Source organism: Halopenitus salinus (genome assembly GCF_055397165.1).
Genome location: NZ_AP043853.1, coordinates 990,425 through 1,008,095, shown reverse-complemented (window position 1 = coordinate 1,008,095; position 17,671 = coordinate 990,425). Strand labels below are relative to the sequence as shown.

Sequence of the window (17,671 nt, the reverse complement as noted above, 5' to 3'; positions counted from 1 at the left end):
AAGTCCCGCACGCCGGTTTCTGGATCCGATGACCGACGACGATCAGGAGCTCGGAATCACCGAGTCCAAATCACACGACACCGGCGAGTGGTACGCCGAGGTGGTCCAAAAGGCGGGCCTCGCCAACTACGGTCCCGAGGGCATGAGCGGGTTCATCGTCACCCGCCCGCGCGGATACGCGCTCTGGGAGGCCGTCCAGAACGCCCTCGACGCGAAGTTCAAGGAGACCGGGGTGCAAAACGCCTACTTCCCGATGTTCATCCCGGAGTCGTACCTCGAACGCGAGAAGGACGTCGTCGAGGGGTTCGATCCGGAGGTCGCCTGGGTCACCCACGGCGGCCACGAGGAGCTCGAGGAGCGACTGGCCGTTCGGCCCACCTCAGAGTCGATAATCGCCCCCTACATTGCACGGTGGGTCCGCAGCCACCGCGACCTTCCCCTCCGGGTGAACCAGTGGTGTTCGGTGGTTCGCTGGGAGGCGACCGAGACCAAGCCGTTCTTCCGAACGAAGGAGTTCCTCTGGCAGGAGGGCCACACCGCCCACGAGACCGACGAGGAAGCCCTCGAGGAGACGATGCTCCGGCTCGACCAGTACGAGTCGGTCTACGAGGACGTCCTCGCCATTCCCGTCCTCCGCGGGCAGAAGCCCCCCCACGACAAGTTCCCGGGCGCGAAGACGACGACGACCGTCGAGGCGTTGATGCCGGACGGCAAGTCCGTCCAGGGCGCCACCTCACACCACCTCGGCCAGTCGTTCGCGGAGGCGTTCGACATCACCTTCTCCGACGTCGACGAGACGGAACGCACGGCCCACACCACCTCCTGGGGGATCTCCTGGCGGTGTCTCGGCGCGTTGATCATGACCCACTCCGACGAGCAGGGGCTCGTGCTCCCGCCGACGGTCGCGCCCGAACAGGTCGTCGTCGTCCCAATCTGGCAGGCCGACACGAAGGAGGACGTCCTCGAGTACGCGGAGGGCGTCGCCGAGGACCTCGAGGAGGCGGGCATCCGCGTCGAACTCGACGACCGGGACGAGCACAATCCCGGCTTCAAGTTCAACGAACACGAGCTCCACGGCGTCCCGTTGCGCATCGAGATCGGCCCGAACGAGGTCGAGGACGGCGAGTTGACCCTCGTCCACCGGCCGGACGGCGAAAGCGACGTGGTGGACCGTGCGGACGCGTCCGGGACGGTTCGCTCCCACCTCGATGAGATCTACGCGAAGCTGTACGCCGCGGCCGAGGAGAACCTCGACGGCGAGATCCGCGAGGCCGACGATCGTGCGGAGATCCTCGGCACGCTCGGCCGCCACGGCGGCTACGTCGAGACGCCGTGGTGTGGCGAGGAGGCCTGCGAGACGGAGATCAAAGAGCAGATCGCCGCCGAGATCGTGATGGTCCCCTTCGAGGAGGACGACGACCTCCTCGGCGAGGACCACGAGGAGACCTGCGGCGTCTGCGGCGACCCCGCCGAGCGGACCGCGTACTTCGCGAAGTCGTACTGAACCCGCCGGTTCCTCCATGCGGCCGGGTTCCCACGTCGATCGTCACCGATCTCGTTTGTAAACGAACGTCTTCTGACAGGGAACATTTTGAAATATATTGGTCGAATATTCTATGTGTGGTGGTGTTTTGGTCGACGAATCGGATCATAACTTCTGGTTTTTATCGCATGGCATTCAGTCACAGCCCCTTAACAATAATGACCTTATATTCCCTAATGGGTGAGTAAGGCACCCTAACTGTATCAGGGTTAGCCCTTTATTCGTCTGACCGTTTTAGGTTCGTATGACCAAGCCACACAGTGCCACCCGCGAGTTCGTGGACGGCTCGCCGGGTTCGACCGAGGGGGCCGCCGAGGGGTTGGCGGCGCTCGACGACGACCGATCGAACTGCGGGGTTGGCGCCGTCGTCGACCTCGATGGCGAACCGAGCCACGACACCGTCGCCGACGCCGTCCGGCTCCTCGAGAACCTCGAGCACCGCGGGACGACCGGCGCCGAGGAGAACACCGGCGACGGGGCCGGGATCATGGTCCAGCGCCCCGACCCGTTCTTCCACGCGGTCACCGACGCCGACCTGCCCGAGGAGTACGCCGTCGGATCGCTTTTCCTTCCGACCGACGAGCGCGCACGTGATCGACTCCTCGACGTCGTCGAGGAGACCCTCGCCGAGTACGACCTCGAGGTGCTCGAACGGCGGGCCGTTCCCACGGACAACGCCGATCTGGGCGCGACCGCCCTCGAGTCGGAGCCGGACCACTGGCAGGTGTTTCTCGCCCCGAGCGCGGACGCAGACCTCGCGGCCCGGTTCGTCGACGCCGAGGCGGACGCCGACGCCGACCGCGCCCCCGACCTGCTCGGGTTCGACCGCGCGCTCTACGTGGCTCGCAAGGCCATCGAGTCTGCCGTCTCGGGCGCCGAGGGCGCCGGACGGTTCTACGTCGTCTCCCTCGATCGCCGTCGCGTCGTCTACAAGGGCCTGTTGAAGGGCCAACAGCTCGCCGACTACTTCCCGGACCTGGCGGACGACCGGTTCGCCTCGCGGGCGGCGCTCGTTCACGCGCGCTTCTCGACGAACACCCTCGGCGCGTGGCACCTCGCACACCCCTACCGCAACATCGTCCACAACGGCGAGTTCAACACCATTCAGGGCAACATCAACTGGATGCGCGCCCGGGAGACGGACGTCTCCCACCCCGGGTTCGGCGGCGACCTCGAGACGGTCAAACCCGTCATCGACGACCCGAACCAGTCGGATACGGCCTCGGTCGACAACGCCCTCGAACTGCTCGTCCAGACCGGACGCGAGCTTCCCCACGCGCTCCGGATGTTGATCCCCGAGGCGTTCCGCGGCGACCACCTGATGGAGGAGGACCGGGCGGACTGGTACGACTACCACGCCTCCCTCGTCGAACCGTGGGACGGCCCCGCGCTCGTGCTCGGGTTCGACGGCGACCGCGTCGCCGGCGTCCTCGACCGAAACGGGCTGCGACCGTGCCGCTACGAGGTCACGAACGACGACCGGCTGATCGTCGGCAGCGAGGTCGGCGCGCTGCCCACCGACCCCGCCGACGTCGAGCGGCGCGGTCGACTCCAGCCCGGCGAGATCTTCGTCGCCGACCTGGAGTCCGGCCGGGTCGTCCCCGACGAGGAGGTCTTCGCCGAGCTGACCGACGAGCGCTACGGCGAGTGGGTAGAGGAGGAACAGGTCGACCTCGACGCGCTCGTCGACGCCGACGACGGCACGAGCGACGGGATCGACGCCGACGCGCTCGATCTCGCCGATTCCGACTCCGATCCCGACGTCGACGAGGGGTCGATCCTGCGCGCCCACCAGGCCGCCTTCGGCTACACGACGGACTCGATGAACCACCTCGTCGAGCCGATGGCCGAGACCGGCAAGGACCCGGTCGGATCGATGGGCGACGACACGCCCTTGACCGTGCTCTCGGACGTCGACCGGCCGCTTTTCACCTACTTCAAACAGCTGTTCGCACAGGTGTCGAACCCGCCCATCGACTACATCCGCGAGGAGCTCGTCACCTCGCTCGAGACCCGGCTCGGCTTCCAGCGAAACCTCCTCGCGGAGACCTCGGACCACGCCCGGCAGGTCGTCGCCGACTCGCCGATCCTCACCGACGCGGAGACGGCCGCGATCAAGGGTCTCGGGGACGGGCGCGCGGACGATGCGGACGCGGGCGGCGCGGGCGATGGCGCGGCCGTCGACGGTGACGACGCCGACCGGTTCGACTCGCGCGTGCTCGATGCCACCTTCGCTCCCGACACGGATCTGGAGGACGCCGTTTCGCGCCTTCGGAAGGACGCCGCGGACGCGATCGAGAACGGCGCGGACGTGATCGTGCTCTCCGACCGCGCCGTCGGCCCCGAGCGGATCGCGATCCCGAGCCTGCTCGCGACCGGCGCGGTCCACCACCACCTCGTCCGAAACGGGCTCCGCAACCACGCCGGCCTCGTCGTCGAGTCCGGCGAACCCCACGAGGTCCACCACATCGCGACGCTCGTCGGCTACGGCGCGGGCGCGGTCAATCCCTACCTCGCGTACGCCTCCATCGCCGACGTCGTCGCCGGACCCGACGGCGCCGACGAGGCCGAGGCGATCGCCGCCTACCGCGGCGCCCTGGAGGACGGCCTGCTCAAGACGATGGCGAAGATGGGTATCTCCACGATGGAGAGCTACCAGGGCGCCCAGATCTTCGAGGCCGTCGGCCTCGATTCCGACCTCGTCGCCGAGTACTTCGAGGGAACGGAGATCCGCACGGAGGGAATCGGCCTCGACGTGATCGAGGGCGACCTCCGCACGCGCCACGCGATGGGCTTCGGCGCGGACCCGCAACTCGAGACGATCGGCGAGTACGAACACCGCTCGTCGGGCGTCAAACACGGCTGGAACCCCCAGACCGTCGGCACGCTCCAGCAGGCGGTCCGCGCGGGCGACTACGAGCAGTACAAGGAGTTCGCGGAGCTGGTCAACGACCAGACGGAGGTCATCCAGACGCTCCGCGGGCTCCTCGAGTTCGACTCCGATCGCGACCCCGTTCCGGTGGAGGAGGTCGAGCCGGCCTCGGAGATCGTCGAGCGCTTCTCGACGGCGGCGATGTCGCTCGGCAGCATCTCGCCGGAGGCTCACGAGAACAACTCGATCGCGATGAACCGGATCGGCGCGAAGTCGAACACCGGCGAGGGCGGCGAGCCGCCGGAGCGGTTCGGCACCGAACGCGAGTGCAACGTCAAGCAGGTCGCCTCCGGTCGCTTCGGCGTCACCGCCGAATACCTCACCTCCGCCGACGAGCTCCAGATCAAGATGGCACAGGGGTCGAAGCCGGGCGAGGGCGGCCACCTCCCCGGCAAGAAGGTCAACGAGATGATCGCCCACGTCCGCTGTTCGACGCCCGGCGTCGGGCTCATCTCGCCGCCGCCCCAACACGACATCTACTCGATCGAGGACCTCAAACAGCTCATCTACGACCTGAAGTCGGCCAACCCGGACGCCGACGTCAACGTCAAGCTCGTCTCGGAAGCCGGCATCGGTACCATCGCCGCCGGCGTCGCGAAGGCGAACGCGGACGTCGTCCACGTCTCCGGCCACTCCGGCGGCACGGGCGCCTCGCCGAAGACCTCGATCAAGAACGCGGGGCTTCCCTGGGAGCTCGGCCTCGCGGAGACGAACCAGATGCTTCGTGCCACCGGCCTCCGCGACCGGATCCGCGTCTCCACGGACGGCGGGATGCAGACGGGACGCGACGTCGCCGTGGCCGCCCTGCTGGGGGCCGAGGAGTACGTCTTCGGGACGGCCTCGCTCGTCACCTCCGGCTGCGTGATGGCCAGACAGTGCCACGAGAACACCTGTCCGGTCGGCGTCGCCACCCAGCGTGAGGACCTCCGCAAGCGGTTCCCCGGCGAGCCGGACCACGTCGTGAACTACATGACGTTCATCGCGGAGGAGCTTCGCGAGATCATGGCCGAGCTCGGCTTCCGGACGGTCGAGGAGATGATCGGCCGCCCCGGCCTGCTCCGCCAGCGCGAGACCGACCACGAGAAGGCCAAACACCTCGACCTCTCCTCGGTCATCGCCGAGCCCGCCGGCTCCGTGCGCACCAAGGTTCGCGAGCAGTCCCACGGCATCGACGACCGGCTCGACTGGGATCTCATCGACGCCGCCGAGGCGGCGATCGACGACGGCACGCCGGTCGCCATCTCCGAGGACGTCACGAACGTCGACCGGACGGTCGGCGCGACGCTCTCGAACCGGATCGTGGCCGAACACGGCGGCGACGGGCTCGAGGACGACACGATCGCCGTCGACTTCGACGGCTACGCGGGCCAGAGCTTCGGGGCGTTCCTCGCCGCCGGCGTCACCTTCCGGCTGACCGGCGCCGCGAACGACTACGTGGGCAAGGGCCTCTCAGGCGGCCGGATCGTGGTCACCACGCCCGAGGACGCCGGCTACTCGGCCACCGACAACGTCGTCACCGGAAACGTCTGTCTCTACGGCGCCACCGCGGGCGAGATGTACGTAAACGGCGTCGCCGGCGAGCGGTTCGGCGTCCGCAACTCCGGCGTGAAGGCGGTCGTCGAGGGCGTCGGCGACCACGGCTGTGAGTACATGACGGGCGGCGTGGTTGCCGTCCTCGGCGACACCGGGCGGAACTTCGCGGCCGGGATGTCCGGCGGAGTCGCCTACGTCTACGATCCGGACGACCGCTTCGAGGAGCGCGTCAACGACGGCATGGTCTCGCTCTCGGGGGACCTCTCCGAGCGCGACGAGGCGATGCTTCGCCGGCTCGTCGAGAACCACGCGGCCTACACCGAAAGCGAGCGCGCACGCGAGCTGCTCGACGACTGGGAGGCGGCCCTCGCGGACTTCGTGCGGGTCTTCCCCGACGCCTACGCCGAGGTCATAGAGGAGGGTCGCGGCGCCGACGTCCGCGACTCGCGCCCGCCGGCCGCCGTCGCCGACGCGGCGGCTCGCACGGACGCGAACGTCGCCTCGAGCGACGACTGAGGGCTTTCACACGCCGACCGAGGACCCTACACTCCGAACGGGTCGTTCTCGCGCCAGTCCCACCCGGGCAGCCGCGTCTGAAAGCCCGCGGCCAGGGCCGCATCCAGGTCGTCGGCACCCGCGGCGTCCCCGTCGCTTCCGTGTGTGTGGACGTCGGCGAAGTGGAAGGTCGCCTGCGCGAGCAGCGCGAGGGGCTGTCCGCCCGCGATCGTCGCCGCCAGCTCGCGCCCCAGGACCTCGTCGACGACGAACCCCGGATAGTCGCCCTCCACGTCGAGCGCCCTGAGGAGCCCGACGTATCCCGCCACGTTCACGGCGACTTCGCCGTCCGCGAAGACGGCGTCCACCGCCTCGTGGTACCCCTCCATCGAGACCGGATCCACGTCCGTTCCGAACAACTCGCCGAGGGCGTCCCGCGTCTCGTTGATCAGCGGAACGACGACCTCGCCGCGCGCTCTCACCCACTCGCGTTCGGCCGCGACCGTCTCCGGGGTGACGTCCATGTCGATCCGCTCGCGTCCCAGCGGCTTGCCGGTTGTGGCCGCTCGAACACGAGAACGTGTTCGTAACTCCCGACCTCGCTCGACCGATCTCGGACGGCTATCGTCGACCGTTTGCGAAGGGTTTTATAACGAGAAGGTCATACATCGACGCAAGCGGGTTTTCGACGTCTCTTCCCGCGGATCAGCGCTACGGACAGTACTAGCCACTATGCCTCCTTCGTTCACGTCGTCGGCGTTCCGTCCGCCGGATCGCGACCTCGGATACGTTCGATCCGGCGATCGCCGGCCACGGTCGTGGACCGAACGAGGTCCGCTCTACACATGAGTCAAGTCGACACGCAACTCGAGAACATCAGATCGCAGATAGAACGTGAGATCCCGAACGACGTCTCGGTCACCGACGTCAAATACGAGGGTCCGGAACTCGTCGTCTACACCCGCGACCCCAAGCGGTTCGCGGGCGACGGCGACCTCATTCGCCGGCTCGCATCGAAGCTTCGAAAGCGGATAACGGTCAGGCCCGACCCGAGCACGCTCTCCTCGCCCGAGACCGCCCGCTCGCAGATCCGAAAGGTGATCCCCGATGAGGCCGGGATCACCGACCTCGACTTCCACGAGGACACGGGCGAGGTCGTCATCGAGGCCGAAAAGCCCGGCATGGTCATCGGACGACGCGGCTCGACCCTTCGGGAGATCACCCAGGAGATCGGCTGGACGCCGGAGGTCGTCAGGACGCCGCCCATCGAGTCCTCGACGGTCTCGAACGTGCGGAACTTCCTCAAACAGGAACGCGAGGAGCGCCGCGACATCCTCGAGCGCGTCGGCCGCCAGATCCACCGCGAGGAGATGTCCGACGACGAGTGGGTCCGGATCACCACCCTCGGGTGTTGTCGCGAGGTCGGGCGTGCGGCCTTCATCCTCTCGACGCCGGAGACGCGGATCCTCATCGACTGCGGCGACAAGCCCGGTGCGGAGGGCGAGGTGCCCTACCTCCAGATCCCCGAGGCGCTCGGCGCGGGCGCGACGAACATCGACGCCGTCGTGTTGACCCACGCCCACCTCGACCACTCGGCGCTCATCCCGATCCTGTTCAAGTACGGCTACGACGGCCCCATCTACACGACGGAGCCGACCCGGGACCTGATGGGCCTGCTGCAGCTCGACTACCTCGACGTCGCGGCCAAGGAGGGTCGCACGCCCCCCTACGAGTCCTCGCAGGTTCGCGAGGCGATCAAACACACGATCCCGATCGAGTACGGCGACGTCACCGACATCGCGCCCGACGTGAAGGTCACCTTCCACAACGCCGGCCACATCCTGGGCTCCGGTGTGGTCCACTTCCACATCGGCGACGGGCTCTACAACGTCGCCTTCTCGGGGGACATCCACTACGACGACACCCGCCTGTTCAACGGCGCGGTGAACGACTTCCCGCGCGTGGAGACGCTCGTGATGGAGTCGACCTACGGCGGCAGAAACGACTACCAGACGGACCAGGAGGACTCCGAGCGCAAGCTGAAGAAGGTCATAAACGAGTCGTACGACCGGGGCGGAAACATCGTCATCCCGGCGTTCGCGGTCGGCCGCTCCCAGGAGATCATGCTCGTGTTGGAGGAGGCGATGCGCAACGACGAGATCCCGGAGATGCCGGTCCACCTCGACGGGATGATCTGGGAGGCGACGGCGATCCACACCACCTACCCCGAGTACCTCCGCGACGAACTCCGCGATCGGATCTTCCACGAGGACGAGAACCCGTTCCTCGCCGACCAGTTCAACCACATCGACGGCGGCGAGGACGAACGCCAGGAGGTCGCCGACGGCGAACAGTGCATCGTCCTCTCGACGTCGGGGATGATCGAGGGCGGTCCGATCATGTCCTGGCTGCGCCACCTCGGTCCGGATCCGGACTCCACGCTGCTTTTCGTCGGCTACCAGGCGCAAGGGACCCTGGGCCGGCGCATCCAGAACGGCTGGGACGAGATCCCCGTCTCGGACTGGGGCAACGACGGCGGTCGAAACGGCACGCTCTCGTTGAACATGGAGGTCGAGACCGTGGACGGCTTCTCCGGACACGCCGACAGGCAGGGCCTCGAGAACTTCGTGAAGACGATGAACCCCCGCCCCGAGAAGGTGCTCTGTGTCCACGGCGACGAGCGATCGGTACAGGACCTCTCGTCGGCGCTGTATCACGAGTACAACATGCGGACGTTCGCGCCGAAGAACCTCGAGACGTTCCGGTTCAAGTGAACGGCGTTCCCTCCGGAGGGATCGCCCGCCGATCGTGTGATGAAGTCGCACGGACGTCTGACACAGATTTATACGTCTTCCACGACCCAATCCACACATGAGTAACCGCGTCGAGGAACTCGAACGACAGGTCGGCGAGCTCCAGGCGGCCGTCAACGGCCTGACCGAGGAGCTCGTGGAGATGAAAGAACGCGTTCGCGAGCTGGAGGAGGGCGACCGATCGGCGCCCGGAGACGCGGCGGCCGAGGCCGCGGCCGGCACCGACCAGCCGAGCGCGGGCCCGACGCCCGAGGAACCGGTGAGCGAGCGGACGACGAAGAGCGACGACCACGTCGACGTGGTCGAACAGGCCGCCGAGGAGACGGACGCGGGCTCGCCGCAGACGAACGGCGCGTCCGCCGAGGGGTCGGACGGTGCGGGCGAGGAATCACGGGAGACCGCAGACGACGGGGACACGGAGGAAAGCGACATCATCGTCGCGTAGGCTCGCGTCCCCACTCGCGAGCACACCATGCACATCAAGGAAGTCGTTCTGGACGATTTCAAGAGCTTCGGGCGGAAGACGCGGATCCCCTTCTACCGGGACTTCACGGTCATCACGGGCCCGAACGGGTCGGGCAAGTCCAACATCATCGACGGGATCCTCTTCGCGCTCGGGCTCGCCCGGACGCGCGGCATCCGCGCGGAGAAGCTCACCGACCTGATCTACAACCCCGGACACGACGACGACGCCGAGTCGTCCGGCCCCGACGAGGCGGCCGTCACCGTCGTCCTCGACAACTCCGAGGGCACCCTCGATCGCGGCCAGGTCGTCTCGGCGGCCGGCTCCGAGAACGTCGGCGACGTCGAGGAGATCACGGTCAAACGCCGCGTCAAGCGCACCGAGGACAACTACTACTCGTATTACTACCTCAACGGCCGCTCGGTCAACCTCTCCGACATCCAGGACCTGCTCGCGCAGGCGGGCGTCGCGCCGGAGGGGTACAACGTCGTGATGCAGGGCGACGTCACCGAGATCATCAACATGACGCCGTATCAACGCCGCGGCATCATCGACGAGATCGCGGGCGTCGCCGAGTTCGACGAGAAGAAGGAGGCGGCCTTCGAGGAGCTGGAGGCCGTCGAGGACCGCATCGACGAGGCCGACCTCCGGATCGAGGAGAAGCGCGATCGCCTCGATCAGCTCGCCGACGAACGCGAGACCGCACTCGAGTACCAGTCACACCGCGAGGAGCGCGACGAGTATCGCGGCTACCTCAAGGCGGCCGAACTCGAGGAGAAACGCGAGGCGCACGCGTCGGTCACGGCGGAGATCGAGGACACGGAATCGGAACTCGAGGAGCTCCAGGGCGAACTCGACGCCAGACAGGGCCGGGTGACCCGCCTGGAGGCGGAGCTGTCCGAGCTCAACGACGAGATCGAACGGAAGGGCGAGGACGAACAGATCGCGATCAAATCGGAGATCGAGGAGATCAAAGGCGACATCTCGCGGATCGAGGGGAAGATCGAGAACGCGGAGGCGCGCCGCGAGGAGGCGGAGGCGGACAGACGCGACGCGTTCGTCCAGATCGACCGCAAACAGGAGACGATCGACGACCTCGCGGAGGACGAGAAGGCGATCAAGGTCGAGAAGGCCTCGGTCAAATCCGAGATCGCGGAACGGCGATCGGATCTCGCCGACGTCCGCGAGGAGATCGAGGGGATAGACACCCAGTACGACGAGCTCAAGGCGGACCTCGCCGACGAAAAGGAATCGCTCGAGTCGCTAAAGGAGGAGCGAAACGAGCTCCAACGCGAGAAGGATCGGCTGCTCGATCGGGCCAGACGCCGCTCGAACGAGGTGAGCGAGGCGCAGTCGGACCTCGAAGCGGCCCACGAACGGGTGCCCGACCTGAAGGCCCGGATCTCCGAGCTTCAGGGCGAGCTGGACAAAGCCGAGCGGAACCGCGAGTCGATCGAGGAGACGATCGCGGAGCTGTTCTCCGAGAAGGCGGAGCTCAAAGAGCGGCTCGAGGAGGTCGAAGAGAGCCTTCGAGAAAAACAAAGCGAGTACGCGAAACTCGAGGCCGACGCGCGCGACCGCGGCGACTCCTCGTGGCCACGGGCGGTCACCACCGTCAGAAACGCCGGGATCGACGGGGTCCACGGCCCGGTCGGCGAGCTGGCGTCCGTCGAGCCGACCTACGCCGAGGCGTGTGAGACCGCCGCCGGCGGCCGGCTGGCCAACGTCGTCGTCGACGACGACGGGGTCGGCGAGACGTGTATCGAGCACCTCAAGAGCCGTAACGCGGGGCGGGCGACGTTCCTTCCCATCACCGAACTCGACGACCGTGGGCTCCCGCGGCTGCCGACGATGCCCGGCGTCGTCGACTTCGCGCGGAACCTCGTGGAGTACGACGAGCGCTACGAGCCGGTCTTCTCGTACGTCCTCGGGTCGACGCTCGTCGTCGAGGACATGCGGACCGCCCGCGACCTGATGGGCGACTACCGCATGGTGACGCTCGAGGGCGACCTCGTCGAGAAGTCCGGCGCGATGACCGGCGGCTCCGGCGGCGGCTCGCGGTTCTCCTTTAGCACCTCGAGCGGCGGAAAGCTCGAGCGTCTCGGCGAGGAGATCTCGGAGCTCGAGGACGAACGTCGCGATCTCGAGTCGTCGATCGACGAGCTGGACGCGGAGATCGACGACGCCAGAGAGCGCAAGGCCGACGCCGAAGAGCGCGTCCGATCGGTCGAAGCCGACATCGAGCGCGGGGAGACGGACCTCGAGGACCAACGCGATCGGATCGACGAGCTCGAGGACGAACTCGAGGAGCTCCGCGAGGAGCGCGAGACCGTCGACGAGCGAATGGCCGAGCTCGATTCGGAACTCGAGGGGCTCGACGACGAGCAGGCCGAGATCGAGGCACGGATCGAGGAGATCGAATCGGAACTCGAGGACTCCCGGATCCCCGAGCTCACGAGTCGGGCGGACGACATCCGCGAGGAGATCGACGAACTCGAGTCCCGCATGGACGACCTCGACGGCCGGCTCAACGAGATCCAACTCGAGAAGGGATACGCCGAGGAGGCCGTCGAGGAGCTCCACGACCGCATCGAGGAGGCCCAAAACAAGAAGGCGGAGGCCGAGGAGACGATCGCGGACCACGAGGACGTCATCGCCGAGAAACGCGAGCTGCTCGAGGAGAAACACGAGGCGATCGAGGAGCTGGAGGCCGAACTCGTCGACCTCAAGGAGGACCGGACGGACCTGAAGGAGACCCTCTCTGCGGCCGTCGACGAGCGTGACGAAAAGCGTCGACAGGTGGACGACGTCGAGTCGACGCTCGACGATCTCCGCGACCGGGCCGACCGGCTGGAGTGGGAGATCGACGAACTCGAGTCACAGGTCGGCGAGTACGACCCGGAGGACGTGCCCGACCACGAGACGGTCGAAAACCGGATCGACGAGCTGGAGGCGAAGATGGCGGCGCTCGAGCCGGTCAACATGCGCGCGATTGACGAGTACGACGAGGTCGAGGAGGCCCTCGACCGCCTCCAGGAGCGTCGGGACGTGCTCGTCGAGGAGCGCGACGGGATCGAGGCGCGGATCGACGAGTACGAGTCGAGGAAGAAGCGCAGCTTCATGGACGCCTTCGAGTCGATCAACGAGCACTTCGAGGACATCTTCGAGCGGCTCTCGGCGGGGACCGGCGAGCTCGTCCTGGAGAACCCCGAGGACCCCTTCGAGGAGGGGCTCACGATGAAGGCCCAGCCGGCCGACAAGCCGGTCCAGCGGCTCGACGCGATGTCCGGTGGCGAGAAGTCGCTCACGGCGCTGGCGTTCATCTTCGCGATCCAGCGGCACAACCCCGCGCCGTTCTACGCGCTCGACGAGGTCGACGCCTTCCTCGATGCCGTAAACGCCGAGCGGGTCGGCGAGATGGTCCACGAGCTGGCCGGCGAGGCGCAGTTCGTGGTCGTCTCCCACCGCTCCGCCCTCCTCGAGCGCTCCGAGCGGGCGATCGGCGTGACGATGCAGGAGGACAACGTCTCCGCCGTCACCGGGATGCAGTTCGGCGGGGACGGCGAGGACGCGGACGGGGAGGTGCTCGCGGATGACTGACCGCGGGAGCGATGTTTCCCCCGAAGACGGTGGCGACGATCCGGGCGCCCTCGATGACCTCGACGTCGAGCCCCCGAGCGAACCGGACGACGAGGACGCGGTCGAACCGGTCGAACTCCTCGTCCAGCTCGCCGAGGAGGGGGAGATCGAGCCGTGGGACATCGACATCGTCCGGGTCACGGACGCGTTCCTCGAGGAGCTCGACGCCAGGGACCTGCGGACGACGGGGAGGGCGCTGTTCTACGCGAGCGTCCTCCTCCGGATGAAAAGCGACGCGATGTTGTCGGACGACGACGATGACGAGCCCGACGAGCCGGAACTCGAGCCGTGGGAGGCCGCCATGCAGGGCGGCGACGCCGCGGTCGCGCCGGGCGAGGACGGTGAGGGTTCCGGTGCGTCCGGGTTCGATCCGGTCGACCAGCTCGAAGCGGAGATGGACCGCCGCCTGGAGCGGAAGAACACCCGGGGGTCCCCCGAAACGCTCGACGAGCTCGTTCGTGAGCTTCGCGAGGCCGAACGCGGCTCGTGGTGGAAGCGCTCGCGCGAGTACGACACCTCCGGCTCGCCGCGTGGATACGACCGGGGCACCCAGACCGTCGACTACCGCGACGCCGACGAGTTCCGCCGCGACGGGGAGCCGACCGAGGGCGACGTCACCGGCGGCACGCACGACGAGGACATCGAGTCGGTCATCGACGACGTCCGATCGGCCCTGCGAACTCGCTATGAGAAGGGCCGAAACGAGGTGCTGTTCGCCGAGATCGAAACGGCGGGCGGACGTCCGTTCATGACGTTCCTCGCGCTGCTTTTCATGGCACACCGCGGCGGCGTCCGTCTCCAGCAGGACGAGCTCTTCGGCGATCTGTGGGTCCGCGATCCGAACGCGCCGGCGGTCGAGTCGGAAGCCATCGCGGACTAGATCCCCTCGGAAGGTCTTCCCCTTGCCTCGGGACCCCGGAGCGTCTGGCACCTCCGTGTTCCAGACGGGTCTCGTGTTTTCGGATGCGTATTCCCGTCTTCTCGGACGTGCGTCCCCGTCCTCTCAGATGAGCAGTCCCGACTGGAGGAGCGCGATCACGAGCGTCAGATACGGGACCGAGACGATCGTCGTCACGAGCACGCTCGTCGAGATGAGTTCCGGCGCCGTGATCCCCTCCGTGTCCGATCCGGCGAACTCCACGACCAGGATGAGCGGGGTGATCGCCGCCGGCATCGCCGTCTCGAGGACGAACACGCGAGCGACCGTCTGGTTCTCGAAGCCCAGGACGGTGACGATGGCGAGCCCCAAAAGCGGCGCGAGGGCCAGCCGCATCGCGGCCGGGACGGCCGTACTCGCCAACGCGCCCCCGTAGTCGGTCCGCGAGAGCTCGATCCCGAGGATGAGGAGCATGACGGGGATCGAGGAGTCGCCGACGAGCCCGACCGCCTCCATCGTGGCCGATCCTGCGGGCGGGACCACGTCGGCCGCACGAGCCAGGAGCGCGGCGACGACGGCGTAGACGAGCGGGACGAAAAACACCTTCTTCACGCCGGAGAGTCCCGACGATCCGCCGGATCGCGACGCCAAGTACACGCCGACCGTGTACATGAGCACCGACTGGACCGAAAGGAAGAGCACGGCCGTCTGTCTGCCGACGTCCCCGAAGGCGAAGTCCGACACCGGGATCCCGAGGTTCCCGCTGTTCGAGAAGATCGCAACGAGCAACAGCGCGCTCAACAGGGGCTCCTCGGTGCCGAGCGCGCGACCGATCACCTCCCCCACGGCGACCATCGAGAGCGTGAACAGGACGACGCCGCCGGCGATGCGGGCGAGCGTGCCGGCCGAAAGCGCCGTGAGCGCGAGGCTGTGGAAGACGAGCGCCGGCGCGAGCACGTAGACGACCGCCGTGTTGAGCGATCCCGGGTCGACGTCCTTCGTTCGTCCGAGCACGAACCCGACGCCGGCGATCGCGACGATCGGGAGCACCGCCGAGGTGAAGATCCCGACGAGCTCGTTCATCGGCCATCCGCGCTCCCGCCGTCGATGTCTCTCCCGTTTTGAACCTTCGCTCGTCCTCGTCGGTTCGACTCGCTCTCCCTCGCGGTTCGATCCTGGCGTGTCATCGTCTCGGGTTCCCGTCCATGTCGTCGATCTCTCGAGATTCTGCCCTCATCGTCGCTTCGATCATTCCTCTCTGTCCCGCGCCTCGACATACCGGTTCCGGATCCGGTCGAAGTATCCTCGACCCGTGTCGGTCCGCAGCCGCGGCTCGGCGGTGGCGAAGAACTCGTCGAGGGCGTCGTACTCCGCGAAGGCGTCCGGATCGCCCGGACCGGACGCGGTGGGATCATAGCGTCCGGTCGACTCGTAATGGAGCGCCTGTAGACACATGTCGAGCAGGTCGAGCTCCTTGACGAGCGTCGCCTCCGGCGACTCGCGCCGCTCGTACTCCTCCCACTCCTCGAGTACGGGACCGGGCAGTTCGCCCGCGATATCGGCCATCGCTCGCCGTTCCGCGGCCTCCTGGTCCGCCTCGTCAGGGAGGTCGCCCGCCGCCTCGGGATCGGCGCGGGTCGGGACGTCGCCCGTTCGCGCCTCCGCGACGTCGTGGACGACCGCGAGCCGGAGGGCGGCGTCGAGATCGATGCCGGGCAACTCCGACTCGAACGTCTCTCCGATCGCGACGACGAGGTAGGCGACTCCCCACGAGTGGGCCGCGACCGACTCCGGCTCCTCGACGCCGCGAAGCTGCCAGCCGGTCCGGCGCTCGTCCTTCAGCGCCAGCGCCTCCAGCAGCGAATCGATGACGGATCCGGGGATCGAGGCCCCGCCGGTCGGGTCGCTCACGCGGGATCGCGGAGCCGCCATCGGTCCCGGCCCGCGGTCTCGATCACGTCGCGGCGTTCCATCTCCGTGAGCACCTCGTCCATGCGGTTCGGCTGGGCGATCTCCATCTCCATGCGGCTCACGTCGTGGTGGCGCGCGAAGAGCCGGCGGACGTCCTCGCGTGAGAACGTCTCCGCGTCAGCCCGCTCCATGACCCCCGACAGCAGGTCGATCATGTCCTCGATGAAGTTCCACGGGTAGACGACCCACGCCCACTCCTCAAGGCGCTCGCCGACGAAGTCAGGCTCGAACTCGGAGGTCTCGAGCAGCTGGAGGGTCGCCGTCCGAACCTCCCGGGGATTCCGATCGGTGACGTACTCCTCCGCCCGCCGGATCGATCCACCGGTGTCGGCGATGTCGTCGATGACGAGGACGTCCTTCCCCTCGACGCTGCCCTCCGGCATGGGGTATCGGACCTGCGGCTCGTCGGCCTTCCTTCCGGTTCCGACGTAGTGTTCCATCTTGAGGCTCGTGAGGTCGTCGAGCCCGAGGAAATCACAGATACACCGCCCGGCGAACCAGCCCCCCCGCGCCAGCGCGACGACGACGTCCGGCTCGAAGTCGGCGCGCTTCACCCGGTTCGAGACGGTCCGGCACAGCCCGTAGATGTACTCCCAGTTGGTGATGGTACAGTTGAAATCGTCCGGGAGATCGCTCATTTCGCCCGGAGATGGCGCCCGCGCCACCATAAGGATTTTCCGATGGATCCGCCGCGTTCGTGCGTGTTCGCTCCGCGAACGGTGCCGAAACACGATCACGGGAAGCGAGCACCCCCGAGATCGAAAGGGGAGGAAACGAGCGGATCGCTTTTCGTCTCCCCACACGAACCGACCGCGCGTGACCGACGCTGATCCCCTCGCCGGACCGCCGGAGTCGCCCATCGACGCCTTCGACCACGACCGACACATGCGTCGGGCCCTCGAGCTGGCGCGGGAGGCGGCCGACCGCGGCGACGAGCCGTTCGGCTCCGTGCTGGTTCGCGACGACGAGGTCGTCGCCGAGGCGTCCAATCGGGTACACACCGACGACGATCTCCGCCGGCATCCGGAACTCGACTTGGCCTCCCTCGCCGTTCGACGGGACGACCCGGACGAGCGTGCACGCACGGTCATGTACACGAGCACGGAGCCGTGTCCGATGTGTGCGGGCGGGCTTCGACGGGCGGGGCTCGCGCGGATCGTCTACGCGGTCGGAAGCGACGAGGTCGCCGCCTTCACCGGCCGACCGGTCCCCGACGTCCGATCAGCCGAGATCCTCGGGGATCAAACCGAGGTGATCGGTCCGCTCGCGAACGGGGCCGGCCGAGCCGTTCACGAGGAGTACGGGTGGGACGATCGGCGGACACGGGAGTGATCGACGGACACCGAACAGATCGGAGCACACTCGCGAGTGGCCGTCGGGGGTCGTACGACGGGACGTCTCGAAA

11 protein-coding genes are annotated in these 17,671 nt (G+C 67.6%); 7 read left to right on the top strand and 4 right to left on the bottom strand.

Features of this window, described 5'->3' with window-relative positions:
- The first annotated feature begins 28 nt into the window (after positions 1-28).
- Together proS and gltB are read left to right on the top strand one after the other, a co-directional pair.
- Positions 29-1,504: a proline--tRNA ligase gene (gene proS, locus ACZ5YD_RS06825; protein WP_379738697.1), complete on the top strand. Its 1,476-nt coding sequence runs from the start codon at positions 29-31 to the stop codon at positions 1,502-1,504.
- A gap of 283 nt (positions 1,505-1,787) precedes the next feature.
- Positions 1,788-6,524, top strand: coding sequence for a glutamate synthase large subunit (gene gltB, locus ACZ5YD_RS06820; RefSeq protein ID WP_379738695.1), 4,737 nt, complete (start codon positions 1,788-1,790; stop codon positions 6,522-6,524).
- 26 nt (positions 6,525-6,550) lie between these two features.
- Here gltB and ACZ5YD_RS06815 read toward each other — a convergent pair whose 3' ends face one another.
- Positions 6,551-7,027 carry a hypothetical protein gene (locus ACZ5YD_RS06815; RefSeq protein ID WP_379738693.1) on the bottom strand — a complete coding sequence of 159 codons (477 nt, stop codon included), beginning with the start codon at positions 7,025-7,027 and terminating at the stop codon, positions 6,551-6,553.
- Between the two features lie 321 nt (positions 7,028-7,348).
- On the opposite strand from ACZ5YD_RS06815, the gene ACZ5YD_RS06810 reads away from it, so the two are divergent.
- The 4 genes from ACZ5YD_RS06810 to ACZ5YD_RS06795 all read left to right on the top strand — a co-directional run bounded on the left by ACZ5YD_RS06810 (position 7,349) and on the right by ACZ5YD_RS06795 (position 14,298).
- The gene (locus tag ACZ5YD_RS06810) at positions 7,349-9,277 is read left to right on the top strand and encodes a beta-CASP ribonuclease aCPSF1 (RefSeq protein ID WP_379738691.1); all 1,929 of its coding nucleotides are present in this window, start codon (positions 7,349-7,351) and stop codon (positions 9,275-9,277) included.
- A 97-nt stretch (positions 9,278-9,374) separates the two neighbouring features.
- Entirely contained in the window at positions 9,375-9,761 is a 387-nt protein-coding gene (locus ACZ5YD_RS06805) for a DUF7518 family protein (protein WP_379738689.1), read from the top strand.
- Between the two features lie 27 nt (positions 9,762-9,788).
- Positions 9,789-13,379: a chromosome segregation protein SMC gene (gene smc / locus ACZ5YD_RS06800; RefSeq protein WP_379738687.1), complete on the top strand. Its 3,591-nt coding sequence runs from the start codon at positions 9,789-9,791 to the stop codon at positions 13,377-13,379.
- Positions 13,372-14,298: a segregation/condensation protein A gene (locus ACZ5YD_RS06795; protein ID WP_379738685.1), complete on the top strand. Its 927-nt coding sequence runs from the start codon at positions 13,372-13,374 to the stop codon at positions 14,296-14,298. Before smc ends, ACZ5YD_RS06795 begins: the two co-directional genes overlap by 8 nt.
- A gap of 123 nt (positions 14,299-14,421) precedes the next feature.
- Here ACZ5YD_RS06795 and ACZ5YD_RS06790 read toward each other — a convergent pair whose 3' ends face one another.
- The 3 genes from ACZ5YD_RS06790 to ACZ5YD_RS06780 form a co-directional block, all read right to left on the bottom strand.
- Positions 14,422-15,378, bottom strand: a complete 957-nt coding sequence (locus ACZ5YD_RS06790; RefSeq protein ID WP_379738683.1) for an AEC family transporter — start codon at positions 15,376-15,378, stop codon at positions 14,422-14,424.
- Positions 15,379-15,543: 165 nt separating this feature from the next.
- Positions 15,544-16,227, bottom strand: coding sequence for an HD domain-containing protein (locus ACZ5YD_RS06785; RefSeq protein ID WP_379738681.1), 684 nt, complete (start codon positions 16,225-16,227; stop codon positions 15,544-15,546).
- Entirely contained in the window at positions 16,203-16,904 is a 702-nt protein-coding gene (locus ACZ5YD_RS06780) for a phosphoribosyltransferase (RefSeq protein WP_379738679.1), read from the bottom strand. The genes ACZ5YD_RS06785 and ACZ5YD_RS06780 overlap by 25 nt, the downstream gene beginning before the upstream one ends.
- Positions 16,905-17,151: 247 nt before the next feature.
- Here ACZ5YD_RS06780 and ACZ5YD_RS06775 point away from each other — a divergent pair, with 247 nt between their 5' ends.
- Complete coding sequence (locus tag ACZ5YD_RS06775; RefSeq protein WP_464384469.1) at positions 17,152-17,598, top strand: nucleoside deaminase; 447 nt, start codon at positions 17,152-17,154, stop codon at positions 17,596-17,598.
- Positions 17,599-17,671: the final 73 nt, after the last annotated feature.

What these genes read in the sequence shown, in the direction of transcription:
- proS (WP_379738697.1), top strand. Translation starts at nt 29, where the DNA reads ATGACCGACGACGATCAGGAGCTCGGAATCACCGAGTCCAAATCACAC.
- gltB (WP_379738695.1), top strand. Translation starts at nt 1,788, where the DNA reads ATGACCAAGCCACACAGTGCCACCCGCGAGTTCGTGGACGGCTCGCCG.
- ACZ5YD_RS06815 (WP_379738693.1), bottom strand. Translation starts at nt 7,027, where the DNA reads ATGGACGTCACCCCGGAGACGGTCGCGGCCGAACGCGAGTGGGTGAGA.
- ACZ5YD_RS06810 (WP_379738691.1), top strand. Translation starts at nt 7,349, where the DNA reads ATGAGTCAAGTCGACACGCAACTCGAGAACATCAGATCGCAGATAGAA.
- ACZ5YD_RS06805 (WP_379738689.1), top strand. Translation starts at nt 9,375, where the DNA reads ATGAGTAACCGCGTCGAGGAACTCGAACGACAGGTCGGCGAGCTCCAG.
- smc (WP_379738687.1), top strand. Translation starts at nt 9,789, where the DNA reads ATGCACATCAAGGAAGTCGTTCTGGACGATTTCAAGAGCTTCGGGCGG.
- ACZ5YD_RS06795 (WP_379738685.1), top strand. Translation starts at nt 13,372, where the DNA reads ATGACTGACCGCGGGAGCGATGTTTCCCCCGAAGACGGTGGCGACGAT.
- ACZ5YD_RS06790 (WP_379738683.1), bottom strand. Translation starts at nt 15,378, where the DNA reads ATGAACGAGCTCGTCGGGATCTTCACCTCGGCGGTGCTCCCGATCGTC.
- ACZ5YD_RS06785 (WP_379738681.1), bottom strand. Translation starts at nt 16,227, where the DNA reads ATGGCGGCTCCGCGATCCCGCGTGAGCGACCCGACCGGCGGGGCCTCG.
- ACZ5YD_RS06780 (WP_379738679.1), bottom strand. Translation starts at nt 16,904, where the DNA reads ATGAGCGATCTCCCGGACGATTTCAACTGTACCATCACCAACTGGGAG.
- ACZ5YD_RS06775 (WP_464384469.1), top strand. Translation starts at nt 17,152, where the DNA reads ATGCGTCGGGCCCTCGAGCTGGCGCGGGAGGCGGCCGACCGCGGCGAC.